Genomic DNA, 22,842 nt, shown 5'->3' with positions numbered 1-22,842 from the left:
CTACTGGCCACTATGGCAATTGCGGCACAGCTCACTGCGAACTTTTGGCGTCATATCCGCCATAGGTTCGGTTGGGCTATGTAATTTATGACAGGCGGCACAGGGCACTTTTTGTGCGTGCACATTATGCGTCCATTCGGTTTCGCCCAGTTTTCGCTGTGTATGGCACTTGTGACAAACGGCGAGCTGAGTATCAAGCTCCGAGCCATCTTTCAGACCAAACACTACGATATCATTCGGCTTTTTAGGGTGGTCGCCTTTTTCGCCATGACAGGTTGAACAGGTCATTTTCATCGCATCTTGGCCGTGATGCCCTAACATTTGACCGTTACGTTTGTGACACTTCATACAACTCATGTCACTGTTAATTTGAAGGGCCGACTCGGCACTTGTCGCACCAAAGCTTAAAAGCAATGCAATTGCACCCAAGCGAATCGACCACAGCCATTGTCTTTTGGACATAGGGAGTCCTCACATTTATTTGGGGAAGGAAGAAGAGGAGTGTCAGGGTTCGGAGTTACCCGAACCCGACGGTCGGATCAGACGGCTAACGCTTGCTTTAGGCTTTGTGTATCCCACTGTTTATGTTGGTTCATTTCAATAAAGTTGATATTGAACTTACTAAACAGCTTTTTCATTGGCGAGTTATTTTCTTTGCCAAAATCACTGATCACCATTTTCACTTCAGATGAGTCATGATCTATTAACACATAGTCTAGTCGGCACTCATGATTTAAATCAGCATCATGCTGGTCCATTTCAAATACAGTGTCTAGCGGGACATTACAGCAAACATCGTATTTGCCTTCCACTACGGTTTTTAAAGATTTAAAAAAGTTAAAACTTTGTTTATCGAACAGTACTGGTTTAAGTTTCATTTCATGATGTTCTGCCTCATCGGGGCCCGCTTTAAAAAACTTAATGCAGGTCATGACGAACATGACAAAAACAAATGGCACTGCTACAAACAGCACGAAATACATAAACGCATAGCTGAGAATGACTGAAGTATTCATAACGCCTCCAATAACCTATTTATTTTTTGTTATCTCCTTTAAAGCAACTTCAGTATTAACGTGAAGCGTTTTATTTTTTTTGACCAAGATCACATTTAACAATGGCAATTTAATAATAAACAACAAGTTAAGAATCAGATCTCATTACTATTTAGCGCAAATCTTGAATGTAAAAATTGATAATTGATAATCGCCAATGTGAAATTAAACTATATGAATTTCACCTTTTAAAATTCCAAATTTATCTTTATCGCATTTTGAAATATAAAAAATATTAAATCTAAAAACGACACTAGCAGACTGCGATATTATAGTTTTGAAGTTGAGATATGTTTCACATTAAAATTATTTAATGACGCCATAATTAATCGTTCTTTAAAGTATTTGCTCGACAAAAGGAATATAAAAAATGCACATTAGTAACATGGATGGCCTGGATATTCTGAGTTTGAAAATACTCGTTTCATTATATGAGAACAAGTCTGCAACTTATGTATCTAAGGCCCTTGATATTCCAGCTCCTAAAATAAGTCGTAGCCTTAAAAATCTACGGGAAATTTTTGGTGATGAACTTTTTATTCGTCGTAAATACGGACTATTCCCTAATGAGTTTGCGACCCATTTATATCCAATCGCGAAAGAAGCCATTGAATGTACTGAAAAGTTTCATAAGGCCAGAGCCGCAAATGCTAACTTAGTAAAGACGCATATAGAAATTGCAGCTCCCGGCTTAATTGCTTACGCTTTTCCGAAAGCATTAATGCAAGCCATTAAAGATGAACAGAAGCTGATGCACATTAATATCACGCCTTGGTCTATGCATACGACCCAAGATATTGTTAACGGTGATACTACACTGGGTATTTGCTGCAATAAAAGTACGGCAGATGTGGCCGCCTTTGGTGATAAACTCCTGACGACCACTTTGCAACGCATGGATAAGGTTTACCTTATTGCGAGCCGTAATCATCCTATTTTCAAACGAGAAATTACTTTAGAGACGATTGCAGAATATCCCTACGTCAATACCGACCTCGGTAATCCCAGCTCTAAGCTCAGTCCTTACCAAGAGTTTTGCCTGAAGAGTAACATTAAACTCAATACTGAAATTACCATTACCAGTATTTCAAGTTTGTTTGAATACCTAGGTGAGAGTCAGGCACTGTCGTTATTACCCTACCGCGTGGTTTACGAGATGGTGAGTGATGTGGCTGAACTGCACACATGCCAACTGTCACAACACGAAGCCGAACGTTTATATGCTCATACTGAAGCGCCAACCATTTTCTTAGTGCAAAAAAATCAGCCAAGCAAAGTGAGTGATGATTTAGTGTGGCTAAGTGGGCAAATTAAAAAGATTGTTGACCATATTATTTAGCCCAAAGCCGCTTACGCAACGCTTAGATTAGCCACTGTACAGAGGTGATAGGCATCCCCTGCCTTAGCTTAGGCTCCACCTCAGCTCCCACACAAACCCGCCGAGAATTGTTAAGCCAAGCATACATCTTGGAGCATAAACACGTTACACTAAGCCCATCTTTATCCTAATAGATTCAGCTATGCGGACCGAAAATACAGCCACTCTTAATCTTATTTGGGGCGCACTTATTCTTGAGGAGTTAGCACGTCTTGGTGTGCAACATGTGTGTATGGCACCGGGCTCGCGCTCGACGCCGTTAACCCTCGCCGCCGCCCAGCAAACTAAACTCCAGCGTCACCTGCATTTTGACGAACGTGGACTCGGCTTTATGGCCTTAGGTCTGGCAAAAGCCAGCCGCGCACCGGTCGCTATCATCACCACCTCGGGCACCGCCGTCGCCAACTTGTATCCTGCGATTGTTGAAGCTTGGCTAACCCATGTGCCTTTGATCGTCTTAAGCGGCGATCGTCCGCCGGAATTACTCGGCTGCGGTGCCAATCAAGCCATAGTCCAACCGGGGATTTTTGCGAATTACGCCACCCAAGTTAATTTGCCAACGCCGGACATGCATATCGCACCGCAGGCATTGCTCACCACAGTGGATGAAGCAGTGGCGAATCAAACTCGTCCGGTGCACATCAACTGCATGTACCGTGAGCCCTTGTATCCGAGTGAACTCGGTGGCGCGATTCTCGATGCCGAATCACCCTACCTCAAACCATTGCAAACTTGGCTGCAGCTCGCCCGCCCATATACCCAATATGGCAAGAGCAAGCAGCTGAGCAGCCCCAGTGACGATGCCATTATGCGGTTCGTCCACGGTAAAGGCGTGATCGTTGTCGGCACACTCACACCCGAGCAAGATCCACAGCAACTAATTGCCCTATCGCAAAAAATCGGCTGGCCTTTGCTTACCGATGCCCAGTCGCAACTGCGTCAGCATCCCGCGGCAATAGGTAATATTGATCAACTGCTTCAACATCCAAGGGCACGCAATCTATTACAGGAAGCGGATCGCGTACTCGTATTTGGCGGCCGTTTATTATCAAAACGGGTGATAGGCTATCTCGCCGAGCAAAATTGGCATAGCTATTGGCAGGTGTTACCAGAACAAGACAGGCTTGACCCGAGCCACAATGCGAAGCACATTTGGCATGCCAATGCAGAGCAGTTTGCGGCCTTGAACTGGTATCGTTCATCCTCGGCAAACTGGGCGAATACCTTAATCACCTATAACGATGAATTGCATAACTTATTTGTGCGCAATATAGATCAAGGGGAATTTGGTGAAGCGCAGGTGATACGCGCTATCGCCAACACTCGTCCCTTAGAACAGCAGCTTTTTATCGGCAACAGCCTGCCTGTACGCTTGTACGACATGTACGCCCCTGTCAGTTGCTGCACAGCGACCACTTATACCAACCGTGGCGCCTCTGGTATTGACGGCTTGCTCGCCACCGCTTGCGGCATTGCGGCCCACGAAGGCAAACCCACCAGTTTGATCATCGGTGATTTATCGCAATTGCACGATCTTAACTCGCTGGCCATCGCCAAAGGCTTAAGCAGCCCGCTGGTGATCGTGATCCTCAATAACGATGGTGGCAATATTTTTAACTTATTACCGGTTCCCAATGAACAAGTCCGCAGTGATTATTATCGACTCAGCCACGGCTTAGAATTTGGCTACGCCGCAGCCATGTTTAATTTGCCCTATAATCAAGTGGATAATTTAGCCGATTTTCAAGATAGTTATAATGAAGCGCTGGATTTTCAGGGGGCTTCGATCATTGAAGTCAATGTGAGCCAAAACCAAGCCAGCGACCAAATCGCCGCGCTCAACCTTTGGGTGAAACAAAGCTAATGCCAACCATGGCCCGTTACGGCGATCCTTCACTACCGACCTTAGTGCTACTGCATGGCTTTTTGGGTACTAAGGCCGACTGGTTGCCGTTCATGCCTGCGCTAAGCCAGCACTTCCATTGTATTTGCTTAGATCTGCCGGGCCATGGAGATAATCAAGCTGAAGGGTCGACTGAAGCTAAACTCGATTTCGACTTTTGCGTCGAAAACATAATAGCGCGGCTCGATAGCCTTAATCCAAGTCCCGAACCGTTTCATCTCTACGGTTATTCCTTAGGCGGGCGTATTGCCTTGCACCTTGCAAAAGCCTATCCGCAGCGCTTGCTAAGTTTGAACCTCGAGTCTTGCCATCCGGGGCTCGCAGACCCGCAAGAAAAAACGACCAGAACCAAGAATGATGCCCAGTGGGCCGAGCGTTTATTGCATCTGGCTAGCAAAGATTTTTTAAACTTGTGGTATCAGCAGCCCGTGTTTGCCGACATGACTGCGACCAAACGTAAAGCCTTAATTGAGCAGAGATCTGCCGTCTTAGATCGGCATCCTAAGCAGCTGCTTAAAGAGATATTCTTAGCCACTTCACTTGCGCGCCAAGCATCGATGTGGAATGTGCCTTCGCAGCTTGCCTGTGAATGCCATTTCTTTGCGGGCAGCCAAGATGCCAAGTTTCACGCCCTCGCCCAAGAGTGGCAATTACACGCACCTATTCTAGTCCACAGTATTAGCGACGCCGGACACAACATACACCAAGCAGCTCCCGAGGCATTAATCACAAAAATAGTTAAGCTGCTTGGGTAAATAACAGAATTAAAATGTAGGAAATATATGATCTTAACTTCGCTTAACCTGTATCAATATCGACTACCGCTCGATGTATTATTGCCCGTAGGCAAGCAACGCATCGACCACAGGGCTGGATTAGTATTGCAAGCCTGCGCCAGCGCTAATGTTGGTGGCGAATACAGACAAGTCGAAGTTGAAATTGCCCCACTTTCAGGCATAGATGTCGATGAACAAGTCTTAGTGGGATTTAGCCGCGAAACACTGGCTCAAGTGCAAACGGCGTTAACTGAGTTATTACCCCAACTCGACGGTCAGCATATCGATACCCTGCTGGATTACGCCGAGCAAAGCCCTTACCCTTCCTTGGCCTTTGGTTTAAGTCTGTTGCATGCCAAGTTAATGGGTAAGCTCGATGCTATCCGCCCACAAACTGCCACAGTCCCTTTGATTTATCATCCAACAGATGCGGGCAAAGACTTGCTCGATAACAAGATTGCGGCGCTCGGCATGCATGTTCATTCGGTGAAAGTTAAAGTCGCGCAGACCTCAATCGAAGACGAACTGAGCCTGATTTATGGCATTTTACGCACCCGCCACGATCTCAAGCTACGTTTAGACGCAAACCGAGGGTTTACACTGGAACAAGCGATCGAATTTGCCGCTTGTTTGCCCCTAGACACCATCGAATACATAGAGGAACCTTGCCAGAATCCACAGGATAATCTGGAATTTTATCAAGCGATTGGTATGCCCTACGCCCTCGATGAATCACTTAACGATCCCGATTATCAGTTTGCGATGCAAAATGGCCTGACTGCGCTCGTCATCAAACCTATGCTGCTCGGCAGTATTGAAAAGCTAGCTAATTTAATCGATACGGCGCAAAGCTATGGCGTGCGTTGCATTATCAGTTCGAGTCTTGAAAGCAGTTTAGGCATTAGCGATCTGGCCCATTTAGCCGCGATTCTCACACCCGATGAAATCCCAGGACTCGATACCCTAAGCGCCTTTAGCCAAGATTTAGTCGTGTCATCGGGTAAAAAACACTGCCTCACACTCGCCCAACTTGAACTCATTGCACAACACGCCATTGATTCAACGCAGCAAAGTGATTTGGGTGCAGCCAAGCGTGAGGAAAACTAGTTTGTCTGCTACCCACCTATCGAAGTCGCTAGCACAGTCCCCTGTGCACCAAGCCGCACTGGTGTTTCCACAGCAGACGGCCATCAAGTTGGCGGGACAAGACATTCGTTACTCTGAGCTTAGCCAGCGCGTTATCGCTCTAGGTCAGCAGCTAAGAGCAGCAGGTCTTACAGAGGGTGAGCCACTCGCCTGTATTGCAGTGAATAATCTCCAGATGATTTGCCTCTATTGGGCCTGCATCGATATCGGGGCGATCTTTTTCCCTATCTCACCCCGTTTTCCTCTCGCGCAGATCCAAGGCTTAATCGATGAACATCAGATCCACTATGTTTGGCGTGCTGAGATTTCTGATCTGCAGAATTGCAGCCAATTAGCTTTAGATTTTAATCGCCTCAGCAACGAGTTAGCCCAATCTATCGATGTTACCCGACCCGCCAATGTGATTTTAACGTCGGGGTCTAGCGGTTTTCCAAAAGCGGCGGTTCACTGCTTAGCCAACCATATTGCCAATGCCGAAGGCGCTCGCAGCTTAATCCCGCTCGAACAAGGTGATGCTTGGCTGCTCTCCTTGCCCTTATTCCACATCGGCGGTCTAGCGATATTGAACCGCTGTGCCCTAGCCGGTGCCACTGTTGTGATGCCAGATCACGCGCTGAGTCTTAGTCAGCAAATTGACCAAGATAAGCTAACCCACCTCTCTTTGGTGCCAGCACAACTGAGCAAGTTATTAGCCGATACAAGCAGCAAACTTAAAAGCATCAAAGCATTATTGCTGGGCGGCGGTGCAGTTTCATTAGACTTACTCGTCGAGCTTAAGCAACGCAATATCGCCAGCTACACGAGTTACGGCATGACGGAAATGGGCTCGCAGATCACCACAGGCCCAGCGTTAAGCGATGGTAGCAGTGGCAAATTGCTTCCCAAACGTGAGCTTAAAATCGAAGACGGTGTGATTTGGGTGCGCGGCGAGTGCCTGTTTATGGGTTATCTCACGGATAAGGGAATCGAAAAACCACTCGATGCCGACGGTTGGTTTTATACCAAAGACAGGGGCGAATGGGACGAAAATGGTAATCTACGCATCCTTGGCCGCGTCGATAACATGTTCATCTGCGGCGGCGAAAACATCCAGCCAGAAGAAATCGAAGCCGCGCTTAAACAGCACCCACAAATAGACGATGCAATCGTTTTTGCCATACCAGATGTACAATTTGGCAATCTCCCTGCCGCCATCATTCGCGGCAGTTTAACCCACCACCCAGAGTCGATTGCAAATACGCTCGAACTATTCCTTGCCAACAAAATCGCCCGCTTCAAACGCCCAAGACAATATTATTCATGGCCAGAAAATAATGAACAAATAGGACTGAAAGTAAACAGAAAAGCCTTGATAGCTAATCTTGTTAAACACTGATTTATCATCAAGGTCATCAAGCCAAATTTAGCCATAAAAAAACCTGCCGTAGCAGGTTTTTTTATGGCTAAATCACAGTCACTTTACATGTGATGCGACTTAGGCTTCCATGCAAGCTTTCAGCTTGTTCATGGCATTTTTCTCAAGTTGGCGAATACGTTCAGCCGACACTTGATAAGTCTCTGCAAGTTCTTGCAGTGTGGTTTTATCGTCATCTAACCAACGGGCGCGCAGAATATGCTGGCTGCGTTCGTCTAAGGTTTTGATGGCCGATAATAACCGACCTTGGGCATTCGATTCCCAGTTGTCGTTTTCAATGTTTTCCGCTAAATCCGATGAATGATCTTCCAAGTAATGGACTGGGGCAAAATCATGCTCCTCATCTTGATCATTGGTTAAATCAAATGCCGGATCTTGCGCAGCCATACGTGATTCCATTTCGGTCACATCGGCCTTAGATACACCTAAATTTTCAGCCACCATAGTGACTTCTGCATCGCTGAACCAACCTAAGCGTTTTTTCGCTTTACGGATGTTAAAGAACAACTTACGTTGCGCTTTAGTGGTCGCGACTTTAACAATGCGCCAGTTTTTCAGCACATATTCATGAATTTCAGCTTTAATCCAGTGCACAGCAAAAGAGACGAGACGCACGCCAACATCCGGATCGAAGCGTTTAACCGCTTTCATCAAGCCTATGTTGCCTTCTTGGATCAGATCTGCCTGTGGCAAGCCATAGCCTGAATAGCCTTTAGCAACGTGCACTACAAAACGTAAGTGCGACATAATCAGTTGCTTCGCAGCTTGTAGATCACCAGTTTCCTGTAAACGCTTGGCTAACTCATACTCAGCCTCAGCGTCCAGCATACTGATGCTAGTCACTGAATGGATATAAGCTTCTAGACTACTGGCGCCCTGTGGGACTGTCAGTGCCATTGATTGCGTTTGAAAGGTCATTCGCTCTCCTACATTTATCAGACTACTTACGAGTGCATTCTAAGGTTCAATAACAAAATACCCTAAGAATAAGCTCACGAACTATCGGCTAATTGACAGAGTATGTCAACCTCAGCTCGTTTGCGGATACCCTTTTTACCTCGCTGAAGTAGACATTGCAAGTGAACAAAAGTTCATTCCTCAGCATTTTTTTCATCACTTTTTTTAGTTTAATCGACTGATTATTATGAAGGTTCAATCGACCGTAAATGCTGGCGTACAGACAAATACGAACCTAACCAGCCTAAAAATGAGGCAAGTCCAACCAATTGCAGCAGTTCAGTAAAAGTGAGCGATTTCATCTCGAGTTGACTGCCATACAAGCCCAACAGCTCGGCAAGAGCCGAATCGAGATACCACACTAATAAGTTAGTGATCAGCCAAGCCAATATGCCGCCAATCACCCCGTACCAAATCCCAGTGTAGAGGAATGGACGCTGAATAAAGGCTTCGGTTGCCCCAACAAGCTTCATCACTTCTATTTCGCTGCGTCGATTCATAATGGCTAAGCGAATCGTATTACCTATCACTAAGACCACAGCCAGCACGAGTAATGCGGCAATCGCCATCACAGTGCGTTCGAGTAGGCGCACTACCGCCTGTAACCGCTCTAGCCATTCGATGTCTAAGCGGCCAAAGCTAATCTCAGGCTCGCGCTCTAGTTTAGTTAACAGTTCACGGGCGCCCACTGGCGTTGAATAACGCGGTGTCGGTGTGACGGTAATGACCGCTGGCAGAGGGTTTTTATCTAAATAGGCCAAGGCCTCGCCAAAACCAGACAGACGTTGAAACTCTTCTAGGGCTTGGTTTTTATCTATGTACTGCACTTTATCCACTTCGGAATAAGTACGAATCCGCGTCAGGAGGCTCTGAATCGTTTGCTCGCTGCGATTGTCTTCGATAAACAAAGATATCTCCGCTGCGCTGTTCCACGAGCTGGTAATGGTCTCAGCGTTTTTAACTAACACTTGCAATGCCGCAGGCAAACTCAGGCTCACACCTAATACCGCCATCGTCATCACGGAAGACACTGGGTTGCGCCAGAGTTCTCCCATACTCGCCATAGCTTGCTGTACGTGGCGAATAAAGAACATCACAATCCGCCCAGACAGAGGTAACTTACTGCGGGTTAATTTAGCGCTGTCGCTCATTGCCCTTCACCTCTATTCGTCGGCGCGCGCGTATGCACGCTAGGATGTAACTCCTGTGCGCCCAACATACGACCCTGTTTGAGGGTGAAAGTGCGATATTTCATCCGCGCGATTAAGCCTAAATCATGAGTAGCGATTAACACGCTGGTTCCTGCATCGTTGAAGGTTTCAAACAGACGCAAAATATCCATCGATAATTTAGGATCTAAGTTACCCGTTGGTTCATCGGCGAGCAGTAAGGGTGGCTTGTTGACAATTGCACGGGCAATGCCGACGCGTTGCTGTTCACCGCCGGACAACATAATCGGGTTATGGCGCTCTTTGCCATACAAACCCACCATGTCGAGGGCGCCGGCCACTCGCTTACGGATTTCACCGTGGGAGAAACCTTCAATCACCAGCGGCAAGGCCACATTGTCGAACACGCTTCGGTCCATCAATAGGTGATGGTTTTGAAAAATCATGCCGATATTGCGACGCAAATAAGGCACATGCTTAGGGCTGACTTTGGCGATGTCGTGGCCATTGATGGCGACACGACCAGTCGTCGCCCGCTCGATAACCGTGATTAATTTCAACAGCGTACTTTTACCCGCACCCGAGTGGCCGGTTAAAAATGCCATTTCACCTTGTTGTAGATGAAAATTCACATCTTCCAGCGCCATTTGGCCGCCAGGATAAATCTTACTGACCTGCTGAAAATCAATCATAAATTAGCTATCCGCTTTTTCTTGAGTGAACAAGGCATCGATAAATTCTTTCGAATTAAAAGTACGCAAATCATCAATTTGCTCACCCACGCCTATGTAACGGATCGGAATATTAAACTTGTCGGCAATCGCAAACACCACGCCGCCCTTAGCCGTTCCGTCTAACTTGCTGATGGTAATACCCGTTACACCTACGGCTTCTTGGAATAATTGCGCTTGGCTAATCGCATTTTGTCCCGTGCTCGCATCTAGTGTCAGCATGACCTCATGTGGCGTATCAGGGTCGAGCTTTTTCATCACTCGCACCACTTTCTTCAGTTCTTCCATCAAGTGCGCTTTGTTCTGCAGACGACCCGCAGTGTCAGCGATCAACACATCCACTTTACGGGCTTTAGCCGCTTGCAAAGCATCGAACAGTACAGAGGCACTATCGGCACCCGTATGTTGGGCAATCACAGTAATATCATTACGTTGACCCCAAACCTGTAACTGTTCTACCGCCGCTGCACGGAAGGTATCGCCCGCGGCTAACATCACTGACTTACCTTGGCTCTGATATTGTTTGGCTAATTTGCCGATAGTAGTGGTTTTACCCACACCATTAACGCCGACCATTAAGATCACAAATGGGCCATTTGCATTGTCTGGCACTAACGGAATTGCAACAGGATCGAGCGTCTTCTGCATTTCTTCCCGAAGCAAGTCATATAAAGCTTCAGCATCTTTCAATTGCTTACGCGACGCTTGCTCGGTCAAATTCTTGATCAAACGCGTGGTTGTTTCGACGCCAACGTCGGCGATTAATAACTGTTCTTCGAGTTCTTCAAACAGATCATCATCGATTTTCTTGCCGCGGAACAGGCCGATAAAACCACTGCCAATATTCTCGCTGGTACGCATCAAGCCACGTTTCAAACGAGCAAATAGCCCTTCCTTAACGGGTCTCGCCTGCGGCTCAGGCTGCAATTCAACAACAGGCTCAGCGGGTTGCAGAGCTTCGGCTTGTTGTTGCGCTAACGCCTCTGCTTGCTCACGTGCTAATGCTTCAGCAGCGAGTTGCTCCGCAGCTAACACTTCAGCGGCAGCTTGTTCGGCGGCAACACGAGCACTTTCAGCTTCCTCGGCTGCAGCTTGTTCAGCAGCGAGTCGTTCAGCTTCTAACTGAGCTGCCGCCAGTCGTGCCGCTTCGGCTTGTTGCTCGGCTAAACGTTGAGCTTCGATTTGTGCTTGTTCGTGGTCAATTCGCTCGGCTTCAGCCTTGGCTTGCGCTTGGGCTAATTGCTCTGCAGCGGCTTTTTCAGCGGCTAAGTTATTTGCAGCAAGTTGTTCAGCTTCTAACTGAGCTGCCGCCAGTCGTGCCGCTTCGGCTTGTTGTTCTGCTAAACGTTGAGCTTCGATTTGTGCTTGCTCTTGAGCAATACGCTCGGCTTCAGCCTTAGCTTGCGTTTGGGCTAATTGCTCTGCAGCGGCTTTTTCAGCGGCTAAGTTATTTGCAGCAAGTTGTTCAGCTTCTAGTTGCGCTGCCGCCAGTCGTGCCGCTTCGGCTTGTTGTTCGGCTAAACGCTGGGCTTCAATTTGCGCTTGTTCTTGAGCAATACGCTCTGCTTGCACGTTCGCAAGTTGTTCCGCTTCTAACTGAGCAGCCGCTAGACGCGCCGCTTCGGCTTGTTGCTCGGCTAAACGCTGGGCTTCGATTGCGGCTTGTTCTTGGACAATACGCTCGGCTTGCGCCTGCTCGGCAGCTAACTGTTCTGCTGCCAGCTTTTCTGCGGCCGCTTGAGCCTCTGCCTCAGCAGCTAAACGTTGCGCCTCTGCGCGTTCCTGTTCTAAACGCTCTGCTGCTTCAGTGTCTTGTGTTGGAGTAACAACTGGAGTTTCAGCGACGACCTCATCTTGTGACTTATCTTTACGAAACCAGGAGAAAAAACCTTTCTTTGCCATGTGTGATTCCAGCGCTCTACTTCAGTGTTGAATTTTGAATAAGACCCTGATGTTATACCAGATTGCCTCGGCAATTACGCCCAAAAAGTCGGCAATTAGCTAAGCTCACTCAGCCTTCTCACCTTTTAGTGAGACTTTGATATAAAATAGTGGCCTTTATTAAGGTGGCATAGTCTACCACTTTCTTTCTTCAGGCAAAATCACGGGGGCACTTTGGTTAAGAATCGAACGGTCAAAAATAATGTGACCAAAAGTCCAACAGCCAAAAATAAACCCGGTAGCGGTCAAGTGCGGATCATCGCGGGCCAATGGCGTTCGCGTCGTTTACCTATTCAAGATCTCGAAGGTTTACGCCCGACAACAGACAGAGTGCGCGAAACCCTGTTTAACTGGCTTGCCAATGACTTAGTTAATGCGCGAGTGCTCGACTGTTTCGGCGGCAGCGGCGCTTTAGCCCTCGAAGCCCTATCTCGCTATGCCAGTTTCGCCAAGATTATCGAGTTGCAACGCGGCGCAGCCATGCAATTAAAAGAAAATCTGCAAACCCTAAAATGCGACAAGGCCGAAGTGCTCAACGCCGATACTTTAGTGGTGTTGCAAAGGGGCTGCGAGCAAGGTTTCGATGTGGTGTTTATCGATCCGCCCTTTCGCAAAGGATTGGCAGAAAAGACCATTCAACTGCTCGATACTCAAGCTTGGCTCAATGATGGCGCGCTGATTTATGTCGAGATCGAATCTGAATTAACCCAACTGGCCATTCCACCTTGCTGGCACGCCTTGAAAGAAAAGAATGCGGGGCAAGTGAGTTACCGCTTATATCAATATCAAGCCGAAAACACTGCCGAGCCTATCGAAGATGAAAGCCATGCCCTTGCTGATTAACCTAGGTAAAGCCATTACCCTCATCGCTTGGTTGATGATGGCCTACAACTTGGTTATGCCATTTGAAGGTAATGTGGCAATTATTTTGAATATCCTGTTTGGCATAACCTGCATGATGCACTGCTTCCAAGTGGCCATTTTCCACATGCTATTTAAGACCTTACTGCCATTAACAAAGCTTGATTATCTGCAAGTATTTATCTTCGGTATTTTTAGCCTGTTAGCTTATCGACAAAAAGTGATTACTCCAGCGAGTTAACCTAACATTTAGACACCATCAGGTACTCAGACACGGACAGCAAAAAGCCCTCAACAGAGGGCTTTTTAATGACTAACGATAACGTAAGTTAATCGTTAAACCTTATCCTTTAGGGTAAGGGTGAGCGACGCCTTTGTGACAGTCGATACAGGTTTTTCTGTCTTCAGGGGCTTTCTTGAAGTTATTGCTGTGCATTCTCACTGCCATTTTGCTCATATTTTCTGATTGGTTTTCATAAATACGGTTGTGACAGTTTTGACAGGTTGAAGAATCGATTGCACGTAGGTAATCACGCGCTAACTCAGCTTGTTCTTTACGGTTTTCATCTAACCATGCTTGCGTGTTAAAGCCATCGATAGTTAAGAAACCAATAACGTCCTTAGAAACGATGATCTTTTTCTTCAGGTATTGGAATGGTTCCTGTGCGATGTGACATTGCTGACACTGAACCACGATACCCACACGGTTGTTACCGTGGGCAGACGCCATCACTTCATCTTTCAATGAATGCTGGCTGTGGCAGCTCATACAGAATGCGTCTTGGCTGGTTGCATGTAAGGTTGTTTGGGTTGCGAAATAGCCCACAACACCGATAACAATACCGACGACCAGTAGCGCCAGGATTGAATATTTTGCGCTAGGTTTAAATAGTGCACGCCAGTTCATCACTCTATCTCCAAAAATTGTCAAAATTAGTTTTTATAAGACTAGTTTATGTTCTTTCATTTATTAGAAATTTGATTTTAAGCCGAAATTTGCCGATTAAATTAACCTTAAAAGCGCAAAATGAGACTTAGCTCTAACTATTAGGACGACATTTGGTAAAAACCGCTAGCTGAGCTGCAATGCACTTTAACTAAAGCTAATGCAATCACCCCATAATCGCAAGTTAGCGATTATCGCGATGGGATTTCCCCTTTGAGAATCAATAACTATCAAATCATTTCTAGAAAATAGAAATGTGATCTAATCGACGTTTTGTTTAATTATTAGAAGTGGCCAGGAAATAAATCATTAGAAATTAAAAATTGAACGCGATATGAAACTTTATCGGGTTAGCTAAGGTCTCTAAGGGTAGCAATCAATTTTCCGAGTTATCATGGCTAAATTTTGGATCACCATAGCAGTGCTATTTTCGCTAATCGCCCAATCGGCGATGGTGAGTGCTATGCCAACTTCAGCCAATACCAATGGCCACAGCAGTCAAACCATGCTGATGATGGATGCAGAAATGAACTGCACCATGCCAGATTGTTCTGCATCCGATTGCTTGCAACACTGCCAAGATAGTATGACAAGTCATTGTCAAACCCATTGCCTATCATCACTTTACCTTGAGCCTGCAGTGCTAGAACTGGCCTTCGCCAACCCAGCAAGCAAGCGTATTGCCATCCAAGGCTGGGCGATGCAAACTGCCGACCTCGGGCTCACCACACCGCCTCCTAACTCCTATTCACTGTAAACGTCACTCGTTTTTTACAACGTAAAACCGACTAAACACCTTAGCTTGCGCCGCTGCATATTCGCACTGCAACTAGGTACAGAGAATTTTTGGAGTTTATTATGAAAACCACTTTATTGAACAAAAGCTTACTAGGTCTTACTTTCGTTATCGGTGCCTTATTAAGTAGCACCACAGTTACAGCCGCCAGCTTAAAAAGCACAGATGCGCTCAGTGTTATCAGTATCAATGGTGTGCCAACCACGCCCTTTAAACCCATCCAACTCTCCGCAGGGAAAGTACTGCTCGAGCTAAAATATCAGGATATATTTGATTATCGCGCCGATGATAGTGGTAACTGGGTTAAATCAGCGCCGCTTTACTTAGTGCTGGATGTGAAGGCGAGTGATAGCTACCAAATCACCCAGCCCAAAATAATGACTGAAGCTGAAGCGCGCCAATTTATTAAATATCCAACGATTCAACTCAGTATTAATGGTGACAAAGCGGGCGAATATCCACTGCAAAGCCACAGCCAGCTGATGGCGAAAATGTTAGTAAGCAATCCCGCTTTCTAATTTAGACGAGTTAAATATTTAATCTGAGGCATGTGCTGAAATGTGAGTTAAATCATTACAGCATAATGCCTCTATGCTAGACTCGAGCCGTTCATCATTTGGAATACTTATGCATCACACACTCGGTCGTTACTTTTTAGTCATGTTCACTTTACTCGCACTCGTCGGGCAAAGTGTTGTGTCTAATGGTCACGCCATGGTGCCACACACTATGGATATGAGTGCGATGAATCATGAAGCTTCCCCCCAAATGCACCATGCTGCCATGATGCAGATGAACACAGAGAACCCTTCTGACTCACATTCAATGGCCAACGCGGATTGCTGCAACGATAAAATGCTTCCCGGCGCGAAACAGCATTGCTGTGATGGCACCACATCATGTTCAAATGATTGTGGTCATTGTTTGACGATTTCAGTCGCTGGCACTCTATTCAGCCCACACCTCTGGCCAAGTGTGAGCATGAGCGATACTGCAATGGCCACTCCTATGCCTCATTTCCACTCGATCTCTTTGTCTTCGGCCTTTAAACCTCCGATAGCCTAGGCCTACTTTGCGCTTAATGGGCAAATCGCCCTCAAGAAGCCAAGCTAAAACGACAATTCGGTTAGCCCTAAGCTAACGCCAAATTTAGCCGTTTATTGTGGTGCCTTATCGTTAAATCGTGCACCCGAGTCTAGCAAAACGTTAATAACTGAGCTGAATGCCAAGTTGTGGCATCAATCCGTCTATCGAAGCGAACCGCTTTGAACCACTGTGCTCACAGACGTTTATGCGCTCATATTCGGCCGTTAATCCGATGGAGTGAATAATATGAAAACACTAACTAACCTCGCCTTAATCGCATTCTTGCTGAGCAGCACTAGCGTGTTTGCCACGGCTGCGCCGCACGAACATCAACACGACAATGTAAATCCTCAGCAACAAGCACAAACCTATGTTTGCCCTATGCACCCCGAAGTGACTGGCAATAAAGGCGATACTTGCCCTAAATGTGGCATGGACTTAGAGCCAAAGGCGACGGAAGTAAAAACGGCTGAAGGTACGATGCACAACGCGCACGAACACCACTAAGCTAGGCTGGAGATGAGGCATATGAACCAATTTAATACAGTAAAAAAGCAGGCCCCTAAGGCCGTACTGATCTTGAGTAGCTTACTCATCAGTACGCCTTGGTTGAGCCATGCCCAGCTGGCTAACACACAAGAGCCCACGGCGACCGAAGCGGCAGTAAATTCTGCAACTGCGCCTAAGCATAATCCGTTAAATCAAGTGAAAACCTACACTTGCCCTATGCACCCCGAAGTGATCAGCCATGAGCCCGGTCGCTGCCCTAAGTGCAATATGTTTTTGGTCGAAAAACTCGATGCCGAGAGCCCTGCTGCCGAGCATGCACAGCATCAAGCCGCCGATCATCAGGCCTCTGAGCATGGGCAAACCTCTGCTGCCAAGGCTTCGAGTCAAGTATTTGATACTCCTGCACTTAAGGCCGACAGTTTAGTTAAAACCCAAAATAACGTGACAACAATCAAGTACGTTTGCCCTATGCATGCCCACATTATTAGTGATGTCCCAGGCACTTGCCCTATCTGCGGCATGAACTTAGAAAAAGTTGAAACGGGCGGCAATACCCAAGAGATCAACATCAATGTTTCCGGCAGTATGCAGCAAGCACTGGCGTTAAAGGTGGCCAAGGTTGAACGCGACACACTGTGGAAATTCGTCGAAACCGTCGGTCAAATCGACTATGACGAAAGCCAGATCACCCATATCCATGCCCGTGTTACCGGCTGGATTGAAAAGCTGATGATCAAATCCGTGGGTGATACCGTCAAGAAAGACCAGCTAATCTATGAGATCTACTCCCCCGATTTAATCAACGCCCAAGATGACTACCTGCTTGCGATAGACACAGCTAAAGCAAACGGCCAAGGTCGCTACAAAGATTTGGTGCGTAATGCGGGCTTACGCTTATCTTTCCTCGGTTTTAACGACAGGCAAATCAAACAATTAGCGGAATCACATCAAACTCAATATCGGGTACCTTTCTACGCCAAAGAAGACGGCATAGTGAAAGCCCTCGATGTTCGCGATGGCATGTATATCCAGCCGTCAACCGAAGTCATGTCTGTGGTGGATCTGTCTAAAGTCTGGGTGATTGCCGACGTATTTGAGAATGAGCAAAGCTGGATTGCCAAAGGTCAGAAGGCCGAAATTGCCGTCCCCGCCATGAATATCAGCGGCGTCGAAGGCACAATCGATTACATCTACCCTGAACTTGATCCTGTCACTCGCAGCCTGCGAGTACGAGTGGTGCTCAACAATAACGACGTCGATTTAAGACCTAAAACCCTCGCCAAAGTCTCACTATTTGGTGGCCCGAGTAGAGATGTGCTAGTGATCCCGCAGGAAGCTTTAATCCAAACGGGAAAAGAAAACCGCGTAATCGTTAAGCAAAGCGACGACAGCTTTACTGCCAAGGCCGTAACCGTCGGCATGATGAGCCAAGGCAAGGCCGAGATTATTTCAGGCCTGAATGAAGGTGAACGTGTGGTGATTTCGGGGCAATTCTTACTCGACTCCGAGGCTAGCCTCAAGGGCAGTTTAATGCGTTTAAGCAGCGGTCATCAGCACTAGGAGCGCGTTATGTTGAAATATATTATCGAGGCGTCCATCAGGCAGCGATTTATGGTGTTGATTATCGCCATCATGATCACTGTTTGGGGCGTACAGGAGCTGCGAAAAACGCCGCTCGATGCGCTGCCGGATTTATCCGATGTGCAAGTGATCATTAAAACCCCTTATCCGGGTCAAGCGCCAAAATTGGTTGAAGAACAAGTGACTTATCCCTTGTCGACCGCCATGTTAGCCGTACCTGGTGCTAAAACCGTGCGTGGTTATTCCATGTTCGGCGACTCTTACGTGTATGTGATTTTTGAAGATGGCACCGACATTTACTGGGCTCGCTCACGGGTGCTTGAATACCTAAGTCAGATCAGCAGCCGTTTACCACAAAATGTGCAACCTTCCCTCGGCCCCGATGCATCTGGCGTCGGTTGGGTGTTTGAATATGCGCTAGTCGATCGCTCCGGCAATTTAGATTTATCGCAACTCAAGAGTCTGCAGGATTGGTATCTCAAGCTAGAGCTGCAAAGCGTGGCAGGCGTGTCTGAAGTCGCCACCGTCGGCGGCATGGAGCAAACCTATCAGATAGTGCTTGAGCCCGACAAAATGGCGATCTATAAGCTCGATATCGCCACCATTAAACAAGCCATAGACAAAGCCAACAGCGAAGCTGGCGGCTCAGTGATCGAGATGGCCGAAGCCGAGTACATGGTGCGCGCCAAAGGCTATCGCCAGACGCTAGAGGATTTTCGTGAAATCCCCCTTGGTATCACCAGTCCTTCTGGCACAGGTTTAACCCTCAAAGATGTTGCCACTGTGCGTAAAGGCCCAGCCTCACGCCGCGGCATAGCAGAACTCGACGGTGAAGGTGAAGTCGTTGGCGGTATTGTGGTGATGCGTTACGGCGAAAACGCCTTAGCGACAATTGATGCAGTGAAAGCAAAACTCGAAGAACTCAAAGCTGGCCTGCCCGATGGGGTTGAGATTATCCCAACCTATGACAGATCCCACTTGATCCTTAAGTCCGTCGACAACCTGTTTAGCAAGGTCGTCGAAGAAATGTTGGTGGTCGGCTTAGTCTGCTTGCTGTTTTTACTGCATGCGCGCTCCACACTCGTGGCCGTGATCACCCTGCCGCTATCCATCCTAATCGCCTTTATTGTGATGAATAAGATGGGTGTTAACGCCAATATCATGAGCCTTGGCGGCATCGCCATTGCTATCGGCGCCGTGGTGGATGGCGCGATTGTGATGATCGAAAACCTGCACAAACATTTAGAGCATTTTAAAGCGGAACATGAGCGCGAACCCGATACAAAAGAGCATTGGCGCATCGTCGCCGAGGCCTCGATTGAAGTCGGCCCTGCGCTATTTTTCTCATTAATTATTATCACCTTAAGCTTTGTACCTGTGTTTGCACTCGAGGCGCAAGAAGGTCGATTATTCGCGCCACTGGCCTACACTAAAACCTTCGCCATGGCAGCGGCGGCCTTTTTATCAATCACCTTAGTGCCGATTTTGATGGGTTACTTTATTCGCGGCAAAATCCCCAGCGAACGTAGCAATCCCATCAGCCGTTTCTTGATCGCAATTTACCAACCGTCACTAAAACTGGTACTGAAATTCCCTAAAGTCACCCTGATGTTAGCCTTAGTCGCGCTGGCCAGCGCTTGGTATCCTATGACCCGCATGGGCAGCGAGTTTATGCCCGCCCTCGAAGAAGGTGATTTACTCTACATGCCAACGGCATTGCCCGGCATCAGTGCCAGTAAGGCCGCCGAAGTGTTGCAGCAAACCGACCGTTTGATCAAAACCGTGCCCGAAGTAGCCCGCGTGTTTGGCAAAGTAGGACGCGCCGAAACCGCGACCGATCCCGCGCCGCTGACCATGCTTGAAACCACTATCATGCTTAAACCCCATGACGAATGGCGTGAAGGCATGACCTTAGATGGCATTATTGCCCAGCTGCAGCAAACCGTAAAAGTACCGGGACTCACCAATGCTTGGGTGCAACCCATCAAAACCCGTATCGACATGCTCTCGACGGGGATCAAAACCCCTGTCGGCATTAAGATCACTGGTGCCGATGTCAACGAGTTGCAAAGCATTGGCACTAAGATTGAAGCTATCTTAAGCAAAGTGCCGCACACCAAATCGGCCTACGCCGAACGCAGTGGCGGCGGCCGTTATATCGATATCAGTCCGAAACTGGATGTAGCCGCACGTTACGGTATGACGTTGCAGGATATTCAAGATGTGGTGCGTTACGCCATCGGCGGTATGGACATTGGCGAGTCGGTGCAAGGTGCCGAACGTTATCCTATCAATCTGCGTTATCCCCGTGAGCTGCGCGACAATATTGAGAAACTGCGCGAGCTACCCGTGATCACTAAGTCGGGGCATTATCTGCCGCTACGTAACTTGGCCGACATCGAAATTAACGATGGCGCGCCTATGTTAAAGAGTGAGAATGGCCGCTTAATCTCTTGGGTGTTTATCGATATTGAGGGCACCTCTATCGGTGAGTATATCGCCAGCGCGAAAACTGCCTTAGACGCCGAACTCGTCGTCCCGCCCCGTTACAGCTATAGCTTTGCGGGTCAGTACGAATATATGCAAAGAGTCGATGCTAAGCTTAAACAAGTGATCCCTATGGCGTTAGCCGTCATCTTCATCCTGCTGATGATGACCTTCGGCTCCACCATTCAGGCCAGCATTATTATGCTCAGCCTCCCCTTCGCATTGGTCGGTAGCACTTGGTTGTTATATCTGCTGGATTACAACATCTCAGTGGCCGTCGCTGTCGGTATGATTGCCTTAGCGGGTGTCGCCGCCGAGTTTGGAGTGGTAATGTTGGTGTACCTCAATAACGCCATCAAACACAGGCAAGAAAAAGATAATTACCACAGCGTCAATGACTTGAAAGAAGCCTTGATTGAAGGCGCTGTCATGCGCATTCGCCCCAAAGCGATGACAGTGGCAACCATCTTCTTCGGCCTACTGCCCATTATGTGGGGCGCAGGTTCTGGTAACGATGTAATGCAAAAAATCGCCGCACCTATGGTAGGCGGTATGGTCACAGCGCCTATACTGTCGCTGTTTGTCCTGCCTGCACTCTATCTACTGATTTACTCGCGTAAATTAAACAAAGAAGCTGCGCACGTAAGTTAACGGCAAGAGAGCACCCATAAAAATCCCCTCAAGCTATTAGAGTTTGAGAGGATTTTTCATTCAATCAGATTAAAAATCTAATTTAGCAGCCGTGCCACACAACACTCTGAGTAAAATAAGCCTCTTAGTTTATAACGCTTATGTGTACCATTAACTTAGCGCACCACAGGATTGACCCGACTTACTGCAGCAGAAAGGATTCCATCACATGATTAAGCCATTTTGTTTGACCATCCGCCGGATATGGCCGCAAGCACTTTCCCTTAAAAGCCTATCGCGTACGTTACTTGCGGCGTTCGGTTTATGCGCTGCGCTAATCATTTCAGCAGCACCTGCCTTTGCCGCGCCCGCAACCGGTGAGTTCGTTGCCGATAAACGCTGTGAGCTATTTCAATCGAAAAATAAGCAGACGAATCCAGATCAACGGCAGAGCAATATTGGTGAGCGCTACCCAGTACTCGAAATCCTCGGCAACAGCGCCAAACCTGATTGGCTGCGAGTGCGCACCAACGCAGTGAAGTCTCCCATGCGTTGGATCAGTGGCACTTGTGGTCAGTATCTTTCCAATGTTGCCGGCAGTAATGTATCGACACCTGCAACGGCGGTAGAACCCGCGCAAACCACCACGGCATCGGATATCAAAGCCAAAAGCCGAGACGGCCTTAAGGAGCATGGCACACCAGAGAAACGCCAAGGGGATCAATGCCGAATCGGCGGTGAATTTGACACCAACGTGCTGGCATTAAGCTGGCAAAGCACCTTTTGTGAACTCTATGGCCGCCGCAAAGCCGAATGCCGCGCCCTCAGCCAAACGCCAGAATCGAGCCAGTGGCAACACTTCAGCCTGCACGGGCTGTGGCCGAATAAACAACAATGCGGCACACGTTATGGCTATTGCAGCACAGTCAAACTGCAGCCGAATGATTTCTGTACTTATCCTGAGTTTGAACTGAATCCATCGGTGCGCAAAAATTTAGAAGAAGTCATGCCAAGCGCCCAATATGGCACCTGTTTAGAACGCCACGAATGGTGGAAACACGGTACTTGCCGTAGCCAAGACCCTAACGAGTACTTTTTATTGGCAACCCAGCTGACCCAAGCGGTCAATGCCTCGGCATGGGTACAAAAATTTATTCATGAAAACATAGGTAAGAGTGTCAGTAAAAGTGAGTTAAACCAAAGTTTTGATATCAGCTTCGGTCAAGGTGCTCACACTAAAATGAGTCTAGAATGTGGCAAGGGATTACTGAGTGAAATCCGCATTAATTTGCCCGAGGTCATTAAAGCCTCAGACTCCTTGCCTAGCCTACTCGCCAAAGCTAACAAGGCAGGCAGAGGCTCCTGCCCTGAGACAATCATGATCGATAATGCTAATTAAACAAATGGTTAGACGAATAAAAACAGCGACTGAGTGTCGCCGTTTTTAATCTTAAATGTGACTCGTCCTAAATATA

The 22,842-nt window shown here is 47.5% G+C and carries 21 protein-coding genes; 14 read left to right on the top strand and 7 right to left on the bottom strand.

The window, feature by feature from the left end; genetic code table 11:
* Together Q4Q52_RS07840 and Q4Q52_RS07835 are read right to left on the bottom strand one after the other, a co-directional pair.
* Positions 1-462, bottom strand: a complete 462-nt coding sequence (locus Q4Q52_RS07840; RefSeq protein ID WP_107402906.1) for a nitrite reductase — start codon at positions 460-462, stop codon at positions 1-3.
* 77 nt (positions 463-539) lie between these two features.
* The gene (locus tag Q4Q52_RS07835; protein WP_106649049.1) at positions 540-1,016 is read right to left on the bottom strand and encodes a DUF2726 domain-containing protein; all 477 of its coding nucleotides are present in this window, start codon (positions 1,014-1,016) and stop codon (positions 540-542) included.
* Between the two features lie 409 nt (positions 1,017-1,425).
* Between Q4Q52_RS07835 and Q4Q52_RS07830 the strand changes: the two genes are divergently transcribed.
* From Q4Q52_RS07830 to menE, 5 genes are all read left to right on the top strand, one after another.
* A complete protein-coding gene (locus tag Q4Q52_RS07830; protein WP_311990283.1) occupies positions 1,426-2,394 on the top strand; it encodes a LysR family transcriptional regulator in 969 nt (322 codons plus the stop codon).
* 181 nt (positions 2,395-2,575) lie between these two features.
* The gene (gene menD, locus Q4Q52_RS07825) at positions 2,576-4,297 is read left to right on the top strand and encodes a 2-succinyl-5-enolpyruvyl-6-hydroxy-3-cyclohexene-1-carboxylic-acid synthase (RefSeq protein ID WP_311990281.1); all 1,722 of its coding nucleotides are present in this window, start codon (positions 2,576-2,578) and stop codon (positions 4,295-4,297) included.
* Entirely contained in the window at positions 4,297-5,091 is a 795-nt protein-coding gene (gene menH / locus Q4Q52_RS07820) for a 2-succinyl-6-hydroxy-2,4-cyclohexadiene-1-carboxylate synthase (RefSeq protein WP_311990280.1), read from the top strand. The genes menD and menH overlap by 1 nt, the downstream gene beginning before the upstream one ends.
* Before the next feature lie 27 nt (positions 5,092-5,118).
* Positions 5,119-6,219 (top strand): o-succinylbenzoate synthase, encoded by a 1,101-nt coding sequence (menC, locus tag Q4Q52_RS07815; protein WP_311990279.1) that lies wholly within the window; start codon positions 5,119-5,121, stop codon positions 6,217-6,219.
* Position 6,220: 1 nt separating this feature from the next.
* Positions 6,221-7,633, top strand: coding sequence for an o-succinylbenzoate--CoA ligase (menE, locus tag Q4Q52_RS07810; RefSeq protein ID WP_311990278.1), 1,413 nt, complete (start codon positions 6,221-6,223; stop codon positions 7,631-7,633).
* Positions 7,634-7,732: 99 nt separating this feature from the next.
* Here menE and rpoH read toward each other — a convergent pair whose 3' ends face one another.
* The 4 genes from rpoH to ftsY all read right to left on the bottom strand — a co-directional run bounded on the left by rpoH (position 7,733) and on the right by ftsY (position 12,431).
* Complete coding sequence (gene rpoH / locus Q4Q52_RS07805; RefSeq protein WP_006079635.1) at positions 7,733-8,590, bottom strand: RNA polymerase sigma factor RpoH; 858 nt, start codon at positions 8,588-8,590, stop codon at positions 7,733-7,735.
* A 224-nt stretch (positions 8,591-8,814) separates the two neighbouring features.
* Complete coding sequence (gene ftsX, locus Q4Q52_RS07800) at positions 8,815-9,780, bottom strand: permease-like cell division protein FtsX (RefSeq protein WP_311990276.1); 966 nt, start codon at positions 9,778-9,780, stop codon at positions 8,815-8,817.
* The gene (gene ftsE / locus Q4Q52_RS07795; protein ID WP_006079632.1) at positions 9,777-10,490 is read right to left on the bottom strand and encodes a cell division ATP-binding protein FtsE; all 714 of its coding nucleotides are present in this window, start codon (positions 10,488-10,490) and stop codon (positions 9,777-9,779) included. The genes ftsX and ftsE overlap by 4 nt, the downstream gene beginning before the upstream one ends.
* A gap of 3 nt (positions 10,491-10,493) precedes the next feature.
* Positions 10,494-12,431, bottom strand: coding sequence for a signal recognition particle-docking protein FtsY (gene ftsY, locus Q4Q52_RS07790; RefSeq protein WP_311990275.1), 1,938 nt, complete (start codon positions 12,429-12,431; stop codon positions 10,494-10,496).
* 213 nt (positions 12,432-12,644) lie between these two features.
* On the opposite strand from ftsY, the gene rsmD reads away from it, so the two are divergent.
* Both rsmD and Q4Q52_RS07780 read left to right on the top strand, forming a co-directional pair.
* A complete protein-coding gene (rsmD, locus tag Q4Q52_RS07785) occupies positions 12,645-13,313 on the top strand; it encodes a 16S rRNA (guanine(966)-N(2))-methyltransferase RsmD (RefSeq protein WP_006079628.1) in 669 nt (222 codons plus the stop codon).
* Complete coding sequence (locus Q4Q52_RS07780; protein ID WP_311990274.1) at positions 13,288-13,572, top strand: DUF1145 domain-containing protein; 285 nt, start codon at positions 13,288-13,290, stop codon at positions 13,570-13,572. Before rsmD ends, Q4Q52_RS07780 begins: the two co-directional genes overlap by 26 nt.
* A gap of 102 nt (positions 13,573-13,674) precedes the next feature.
* Here Q4Q52_RS07780 and Q4Q52_RS07775 read toward each other — a convergent pair whose 3' ends face one another.
* A complete protein-coding gene (locus tag Q4Q52_RS07775) occupies positions 13,675-14,238 on the bottom strand; it encodes a NapC/NirT family cytochrome c (protein WP_006079625.1) in 564 nt (187 codons plus the stop codon).
* Positions 14,239-14,671: 433 nt separating this feature from the next.
* Here Q4Q52_RS07775 and Q4Q52_RS07770 point away from each other — a divergent pair, with 433 nt between their 5' ends.
* The 7 genes from Q4Q52_RS07770 (at position 14,672) to Q4Q52_RS07740 (ending at position 22,766) form a co-directional block, all read left to right on the top strand.
* A complete protein-coding gene (locus Q4Q52_RS07770) occupies positions 14,672-15,034 on the top strand; it encodes a hypothetical protein (RefSeq protein ID WP_311990273.1) in 363 nt (120 codons plus the stop codon).
* A gap of 101 nt (positions 15,035-15,135) precedes the next feature.
* The gene (locus Q4Q52_RS07765) at positions 15,136-15,591 is read left to right on the top strand and encodes a DUF2057 domain-containing protein (protein WP_259562678.1); all 456 of its coding nucleotides are present in this window, start codon (positions 15,136-15,138) and stop codon (positions 15,589-15,591) included.
* 109 nt (positions 15,592-15,700) lie between these two features.
* Positions 15,701-16,138: a hypothetical protein gene (locus tag Q4Q52_RS07760; protein ID WP_006079621.1), complete on the top strand. Its 438-nt coding sequence runs from the start codon at positions 15,701-15,703 to the stop codon at positions 16,136-16,138.
* A 267-nt stretch (positions 16,139-16,405) separates the two neighbouring features.
* A complete protein-coding gene (locus Q4Q52_RS07755; RefSeq protein ID WP_226059658.1) occupies positions 16,406-16,666 on the top strand; it encodes a heavy metal-binding domain-containing protein in 261 nt (86 codons plus the stop codon).
* Positions 16,667-16,687: 21 nt separating this feature from the next.
* Entirely contained in the window at positions 16,688-18,229 is a 1,542-nt protein-coding gene (locus tag Q4Q52_RS07750) for an efflux RND transporter periplasmic adaptor subunit (RefSeq protein ID WP_311990272.1), read from the top strand.
* A gap of 9 nt (positions 18,230-18,238) precedes the next feature.
* Complete coding sequence (locus Q4Q52_RS07745) at positions 18,239-21,388, top strand: efflux RND transporter permease subunit (RefSeq protein ID WP_311990271.1); 3,150 nt, start codon at positions 18,239-18,241, stop codon at positions 21,386-21,388.
* Positions 21,389-21,596: 208 nt separating this feature from the next.
* A complete protein-coding gene (locus Q4Q52_RS07740; RefSeq protein WP_311990270.1) occupies positions 21,597-22,766 on the top strand; it encodes a ribonuclease T2 in 1,170 nt (389 codons plus the stop codon).
* The last annotated feature ends 76 nt before the right edge of the window (positions 22,767-22,842 follow it).

Origin of the sequence: Shewanella sp. SP1S2-4 (assembly GCF_031932075.1) — a bacterium.
Classification (GTDB): Bacteria; Pseudomonadota; Gammaproteobacteria; order Enterobacterales; family Shewanellaceae; genus Shewanella; species Shewanella baltica.
This window is presented reverse-complemented; position numbering and strand designations above follow the sequence as displayed.

Bases quoted from the DNA above. Each gene is read 5' to 3' on its own strand.
- Q4Q52_RS07765 (WP_259562678.1), top strand. From the start codon at position 15,136: ATGAAAACCACTTTATTGAACAAAAGCTTACTAGGTCTTACTTTCGTT.
- menH (WP_311990280.1), top strand. From the start codon at position 4,297: ATGCCAACCATGGCCCGTTACGGCGATCCTTCACTACCGACCTTAGTG.
- ftsY (WP_311990275.1), bottom strand. From the start codon at position 12,431: ATGGCAAAGAAAGGTTTTTTCTCCTGGTTTCGTAAAGATAAGTCACAA.
- Q4Q52_RS07750 (WP_311990272.1), top strand. From the start codon at position 16,688: ATGAACCAATTTAATACAGTAAAAAAGCAGGCCCCTAAGGCCGTACTG.
- menD (WP_311990281.1), top strand. From the start codon at position 2,576: ATGCGGACCGAAAATACAGCCACTCTTAATCTTATTTGGGGCGCACTT.
- Q4Q52_RS07745 (WP_311990271.1), top strand. From the start codon at position 18,239: ATGTTGAAATATATTATCGAGGCGTCCATCAGGCAGCGATTTATGGTG.
- Q4Q52_RS07835 (WP_106649049.1), bottom strand. From the start codon at position 1,016: ATGAATACTTCAGTCATTCTCAGCTATGCGTTTATGTATTTCGTGCTG.
- Q4Q52_RS07740 (WP_311990270.1), top strand. From the start codon at position 21,597: ATGATTAAGCCATTTTGTTTGACCATCCGCCGGATATGGCCGCAAGCA.
- Q4Q52_RS07760 (WP_006079621.1), top strand. From the start codon at position 15,701: ATGCATCACACACTCGGTCGTTACTTTTTAGTCATGTTCACTTTACTC.
- Q4Q52_RS07780 (WP_311990274.1), top strand. From the start codon at position 13,288: ATGAAAGCCATGCCCTTGCTGATTAACCTAGGTAAAGCCATTACCCTC.
- ftsE (WP_006079632.1), bottom strand. From the start codon at position 10,490: ATGATTGATTTTCAGCAGGTCAGTAAGATTTATCCTGGCGGCCAAATG.
- Q4Q52_RS07770 (WP_311990273.1), top strand. From the start codon at position 14,672: ATGGCTAAATTTTGGATCACCATAGCAGTGCTATTTTCGCTAATCGCC.
- ftsX (WP_311990276.1), bottom strand. From the start codon at position 9,780: ATGAGCGACAGCGCTAAATTAACCCGCAGTAAGTTACCTCTGTCTGGG.
- Q4Q52_RS07755 (WP_226059658.1), top strand. From the start codon at position 16,406: ATGAAAACACTAACTAACCTCGCCTTAATCGCATTCTTGCTGAGCAGC.
- Q4Q52_RS07775 (WP_006079625.1), bottom strand. From the start codon at position 14,238: ATGAACTGGCGTGCACTATTTAAACCTAGCGCAAAATATTCAATCCTG.
- Q4Q52_RS07830 (WP_311990283.1), top strand. From the start codon at position 1,426: ATGCACATTAGTAACATGGATGGCCTGGATATTCTGAGTTTGAAAATA.
- menC (WP_311990279.1), top strand. From the start codon at position 5,119: ATGATCTTAACTTCGCTTAACCTGTATCAATATCGACTACCGCTCGAT.
- Q4Q52_RS07840 (WP_107402906.1), bottom strand. From the start codon at position 462: ATGTCCAAAAGACAATGGCTGTGGTCGATTCGCTTGGGTGCAATTGCA.
- rpoH (WP_006079635.1), bottom strand. From the start codon at position 8,590: ATGACCTTTCAAACGCAATCAATGGCACTGACAGTCCCACAGGGCGCC.